Annotated in this window: 4 protein-coding genes; all 4 read left to right on the top strand. The window is 44.0% G+C overall.

Annotated elements, in window-relative coordinates:
• Positions 1 to 1,407, top strand: a 1,407-nt coding sequence (locus H6F50_RS20250; protein WP_190430094.1) for an MOP flippase family protein, incomplete at its 5' end; no start/stop codon positions are given.
• 56 nt (positions 1,408 to 1,463) lie between these two features.
• Entirely contained in the window at positions 1,464 to 2,708 is a 1,245-nt protein-coding gene (locus H6F50_RS20245; protein WP_190430093.1) for a glycosyltransferase, read from the top strand.
• A gap of 48 nt (positions 2,709 to 2,756) precedes the next feature.
• Positions 2,757 to 3,971: a glycosyltransferase gene (locus H6F50_RS20240; RefSeq protein ID WP_190411170.1), complete on the top strand. Its 1,215-nt coding sequence runs from the start codon at positions 2,757 to 2,759 to the stop codon at positions 3,969 to 3,971.
• Positions 3,972 to 4,370: 399 nt separating this feature from the next.
• Complete coding sequence (locus H6F50_RS20235) at positions 4,371 to 6,245, top strand: ABC transporter ATP-binding protein (protein ID WP_190411171.1); 1,875 nt, start codon at positions 4,371 to 4,373, stop codon at positions 6,243 to 6,245.
• Positions 6,246 to 6,251: the final 6 nt, after the last annotated feature.

The raw sequence follows: 6,251 nt of genomic DNA, 5'->3' as shown, positions 1-6,251 counted from the left end.
GTGAGTCAGGGGTGCAAATTTGTACTTCAAATGGGATCGACGGTTGTGCTAGCTCGTCTACTCTCACCTCAAGACTACGGTCTAATTGGGATGGTGACTAGCGTGACGGGTATTGTGTTTCTCTTCAATGACATGGGTCTGTCTACGGCGACGATCCAAAGAGCCGAAATTAACCACAAGCAGGTCAGTACCCTGTTTTGGGTGAATGTGGGGCTGAGCCTCTTACTGATGCTCTTAACTGCGGTGATGGCACCTGCGATCGCTTGGTTTTATGGTGAGCCGCGCCTGACCTGGATTGCGATCGTTTCTGCTAGTGCATTTATATTTGGTGGGTTGAGCGTCCAGCACCAAGCCTTGCTTCGGCGACAGATGCGCTTTACCGCTCTCGCTGCAATTGAGATCGTCTCCATCGTGCTGGGGGTAGCGATCGCGATTATTTCAGCTGTGTATGGGGCTGGATACTGGTCGCTAATATTTATGTCACTGACTACAGCAATCGTCACGGCTGTTGGGGTTTGGGTAATGTGTGGTTGGCGTCCTGGCTTACCGGCTCAACGCTCAGGCGTCCGTTCTATGCTGGCTTTCGGTGGCAACCTCACTGGTTTCAGCGTCCTTAACTACTGCGCCCGAAACCTGGACAACATTTTAATCGGGCGGGTATGGGGTGCTGAGGCTCTAGGTGTGTACGCGAAAGCATACAGCCTAATGATGCTTCCTTTGCAACAAATCAACTCCCCCATTACCGCTGTTGCCGTTCCCGGTCTGAGCCGATTGCATTCTGAGCCACAGCAATTTCGCAACCACTATTTAAAAGGACTATCGCTGATCGGATTTTTGACGACGCCTATCGTCCTATTTATGATGATTGTCTCCGAAGAATTGGTCGAGCTGATACTTGGCTCCCAATGGGGAGAGGCTGGTACAATCTTCAAGCTTCTTGGTCTATCCGCACTCGTTCAACCACTTACGAATACCTCTGGCTGGCTCTATATTTCTTCAGGAAGGACAGCTCAGATGTTCAAGTGGGGAGTATTTTCTTCCAGCTTCTTGGTGATTTCTTTTTTCTTTGGATTACCTTATGGCGCACGCGGTGTTGCTTTAAGTTATTCAATTGCCAAGCTATTGCAGACATTGCCTTGTATGTACTATGCAACGCGCGGCACGTCTATCACCATGCTCAATTTATTAGAAGCCATGAAGCATCCTTTGCTGGCATCTCTAATCGCAGGAGCGATCGCGTTTGGGGTTAAGTTAGCGATCGCGCCAACTTTAACCGTTTGGGCTACAGTGATTGTCAGTTTGGCGGTAATGGCTTTGACCTATTTAATCTTGATGTTCTATGTATTCAATACCAAGGAGCTTTACCTGTCTGTACTAAAACAGTTCAAACGACCTAAAGGCTCTTGATGCTTAACCGTCCAAGATGATGACAGCAAAGTATCGGATATTAGGTGAAATTTACGATGAGAATCGCTTTTATTGTTGGTAAATTTCCTACTGTATCAGAGACGTTCATCTTAAATCAGATCGTGGGGCTGATTGAGCGAGGACAAGAGATTGAAATTTACGCCCAGCAACCGGGTGATACTGCCAAAATCCACCCAGATGTGGAAAGATATCAACTTCTTGAGCGCACCTACTATGTTCCGGAGCAAAGACCAGCGAATCATTTAATTTACGTAATTAAAGCGATTGGGCTGCTATTAGCAAATTTCCATAAAAATCCTGTTGCATTTCTGCGATCGCTTAATGTTTTTAAGTATGGCAAAGAAGCGGCTTCATTGAGGATGCTGTATACAACATTCTCGTTACTCCCATTTCTATCAAATAAGCCATACGATATAATCCATTGCCAGTTTGGACCCTTAGGATTCTTAGGGATGTACTTTAGGACAATTGCTGCCTCCAGAGCTAAAGTAATTATCTCATTTCGAGGTTCTGACCTCACTATGTATCTCAGTCAATATGGTGACGATATCTATAAAAAGCTTTTTGAAAAAGGAGACTGTTTCCTGCCCATTTGTAACCATTTTAAAAATAAATTGATTAGTCTGGGCTGCAATGAAAAAAAAATTATTGTACTCCGCTCAGGAATCGATTGTAATCGGTTTTCCTTTAAGACACGCTATCCGCATCCCGATGGTAAAGTGCGGATTGTTTCAACAGGTCGCCTAATTGAAAAAAAAGGGATTGAATATGGTATTCGCGCTATTGCTAACTTGACAAAAATGAACCTCGATCTTGAATACAATATCATTGGTGATGGCTCTTTAAAGCCAGACTTGCAGCAACTGATTCAAGAGCTAGATGTTGGAAATATAGTAAATCTCTTGGGTTGGAAACAACAGCACGAAGTCGTGCAAATTCTCAACGATTCCCACATTTTTGTAGCTCCCTGCGTAACCAGTAAGGATAATAATCAAGAAGGAATTCCTAATGTTTTAAAAGAAGCAATGGCAATGGGTTTGCCAGTTGCCAGCACTTACCATAGTGGTATCCCTGAGCTAGTCGAAGATGGGGTTTCAGGGTTCCTAGTTACAGAACGAGATGTCGATGCTTTGACAGAAAAATTAGGCTACCTAATCGCCCACCCAGAGGTCTGGCCCGAAATGGGTGCGGCTGGTCGTGCATACGTGGAAAAGCACTATGAAATTGGGCAGCTAAACGACTATTTAGTTGAAATATACGAGAAACTGCTAATTACCTGATAGGGTATTTAGTAAATAGAAAAGTCAAGTTATAGGGGTAAAATTGTTGTGAAAGTCGCGATGATTGTTGGTCGATTTCCGGTTTTGTCAGAAACCTTTATCTTAAACCAAATCGCTGGTTTAATCGATCGGGGTCACGAAGTTGATATCTATTCTGACCAACTCGGAGATACTTCCAAGGTGCATCCAGCAGTAGAAAAGTACCAACTCCTGAATCGTACCTACTATATCCAAATGCCATCTAATATTGCGATTCGCGGGCTAAAAGGCTTGGGGTTGCTATTCGCGAACAGCTACAAAGACCCAGCCCTATTACTGCGATCGCTTAATGTTTTTAAGTATGGCAAAGAAGCTGCTTCATTAAGGTTACTATATGCAGCAGTCTCATTATTGGGCAAAAAAGAATACGACATCATCCATTGTCAATTTGGCCCTTTAGGATTCATCGGGATGTCATTTCGGCTGATTGGTGCGCCCCACGGAAAATTAATTACCTCATTTCGCGGTTTCGATATTAGCCAGCATATTCAGGAATTCGGTGAAGACGTTTATAATCCCCTATTCGCCACAGGAGACCTTTTTCTTTCTAACTGCGATTATTTCAAACGTCGCCTGATTAAGCTAGGTTGCGATGAGAAGAAAATCATCGTCCTTCGTTCGGGCATTGATTGTAGCAAGTTTGTGTTTACCACACGTCATCTACCCGCTGATGGTCGTATTGGGATTGTCACCACGGGTCGCCTTGTCGAAAAAAAAGGGATTGAGTATGGAATTCGTGCCATTGCCAAGTTGGCTAAGGCATACCCCAACATCGAGTACAACATCGTTGGGGATGGGCCATTAAAGGAAAGTTTGCAGCAACTCATTGATGAGCTGGACGTTAGTGACAAAGTAAAATTGCTCGGTCACAAGCAGCAGCAGGAACTCATTGAAATTCTCGACAACTCCCATATATTTATCGCCCCCTGCGTGACAGCGAAGAACGGCGATCAAGATGCCCCCGTAAACGTATTAAAAGAAGCAATGGCAATGGGTTTACCCGTGATAGGGACGCAACACGGTGGCATTCCAGAACTAATTGAAGATGGGATTTCAGGTTTTTTGGTTCCCGAACGAGATGCCGATACTCTGGCTGAAAAGTTGGGCTATTTATTTGAACATCCGGAAGTTTGGCCTGAAATGGGTCGCTCCGGTCGCGCCTACGTAGAAGCGCATTACGACTTTAACAAGTTGAACGAGCGGTTAGTAGAAATCTACCATTAGATAGAGTTCAACCATTAAAATTGCATTTGGCAGGTTAAAATCTGCCATTAGAAGTATATTTTTCTAGAAAAAACATGATATAAACCGAATAATTTTCTGATTGAATGAGTTAAAAAATAAAAACTTCAAGTAAGGATTTTATATTAATTGCAACTTCACTAAAACTTCACATTAAAAATAGGGAAAATCGTGTTTTTTCGATGCTTTTATAGCAAAAAGTCTGGTAACATTTACTAGAGAAAGTGAACAAAGCTAACACTGTGTTTCCTACGAGCAAAATAATTTAAGAGCAAGCGTCGGCACAGTGAAACATCAGGAAAAAGCGCTCCGGCAAGAAAATTTAGCCTGGAATTAGCAATCAACGATTGGCTGTTCAAAGGTTCAGTAGCGGTAGACACTATGAGTCGAAGTCAGACACTCGGACGAGAAACAAGGTTGCGTGAGGCTAAAGCAAAATTAAAATTGGGCTTAATGAAGCGAATTGGAAAATTCGATAAACTGACCTCTCTGATTTTGGAGGTGCAGAAGAAAACTCTCTATCTAGGTTTAGTGACAATGATTTTGTCTTCTATTCTAGATAGTGTAGGAATCGGATTGATGATTCCTTTCCTAAAAGTAATTTTGAATGAAGGAGGTGGAACGCTTCTTCCTCAAATGGCTTTAACGGAAGGGTTGAACAGTTGGCTAGCGCAGCAAGGTAAAGGAACGCTCATTAGCTTGTTTGCCTTGGTCCTCATGGGTTCTTTAATTTTAAAAGGGTATTTCTACTACATTTCCCAAGTCTTGACTTCCATTTATCGGGAAGCCGTCATCAAACGCTTGAGGAAACGGCTGTATCAAACCTATTTATATTCGCCCATTGAATTTTTTGATAATGTGCAGATGGGTAAAGTAACCAGTACCTTACATACAGAGGTAATGGAAACAAACAAGCTGTTGACTAACTTCTTTTATGGCTTGACCAACCTGCTGATTTTAATCGCGTATCTGGGAACGTTGGTGATCGTGTCGTGGAAAATGACGGTTCTAACGACATTTTTGATTACAGGCGTTGCTTTATGGCTCAGTTATTTCTTGAAAAAGATTAAGACATCGGGGGGTTTAGTTGTTACTGCTAAACGCACTCTAAACGCGATGGCTTTAGATACGTTAGGCGGTGTTCGCATCGTTAAATCTTATGGTGCGGAAGATTTTGAACTGAACCGCTTCAATAAGATCAGTAGCAATTATATGGAGGCAAACATCGGGCTAGCTAAGAAGCTAAACATCATCGACCCGCTGACAGAGTTAGCGACTTTGGCTGCGGCGATGGTGGTTTTAGTCGGTAGCTACACTTTGTTTATCTCCAAGGGTCTGCTCACAACCGCAGAGCTGCTGATATTCATGCTGGTTCTGATTAGAATTGTTCCGGTACTGAAAAAGGTGAATGCAGCGAGGGGTTCTGTCCAAGAGTCTCTGCCAGCGTTAACGAAAGTCACGGAGGCGCTCTCGTTACCAGAGAAATATCCGCTTCCTAATGGAAACCAGAAATTTACAGGGTTGCGCGATCGCATTCTTTTCCAAAATGTAAAATTTGCCTACAGCGGCAGATCTTACGTCCTCAACGGTTTGGATCTAGAAATTCCTCGTGGCAAAACTGTGGCGCTGGTTGGCGCTTCTGGAGCCGGGAAATCCACTGTGGCATCTCTCGTTACCCGTTTCTACGAAGTGACCGACGGTGTAATCGAGATCGACGGTCAAGATATCCGAAACTACGATGTTGTCTCGCTACGCCAGCACATCGGAGTCGTTAGCCAAGACACCTACATCTTTAATGCCTCACTTCTGGATAACATTGCCTACGGTTTAGAGGGAATGGACAGAGAAAAGGTGATTGAGGCAGCCCGCCTTGCCAATGCCCACGAATTTATCTGTCAGTTGCCCAACCAATACGACACAGTGGTAGGAGATAGAGGCGTTAGGCTTTCCGGAGGACAACGACAACGCATTTCAATTGCTAGGGCAATGCTGCGCGACCCGGAAATCATGATTCTCGATGAAGCCACTAGCGCCTTAGATTCGCAGTCAGAACAGTTAGTGCAAGAAGCACTGGAACGTTTGCGAACAAACCGGACTGTAATTGTGATTGCCCACCGTTTGGCTACTGTCCGGAATGCCGACAAAATTGTGGTAATGGAGAAAGGTCGAATTATCGAACAGGGAGGGCATGACGAGTTGCTTGCCCAGCAGGGAGCTTACTGGTCTTACCACAATCTCCAGTCTTTGCCTGTGTAAAACAGA

Origin of the sequence: Coleofasciculus sp. FACHB-712 (genome assembly GCF_014695635.1) — a bacterium.
GTDB lineage: Bacteria > Cyanobacteriota > Cyanobacteriia > Cyanobacteriales > FACHB-T130 > FACHB-T130.
This window is presented reverse-complemented; position numbering and strand designations above follow the sequence as displayed.

Coding starts and splice junctions, on each gene's coding strand:
- H6F50_RS20245 (WP_190430093.1), top strand. CDS start 1,464: ATGAGAATCGCTTTTATTGTTGGTAAATTTCCTACTGTATCAGAGACG.
- H6F50_RS20235 (WP_190411171.1), top strand. CDS start 4,371: ATGAGTCGAAGTCAGACACTCGGACGAGAAACAAGGTTGCGTGAGGCT.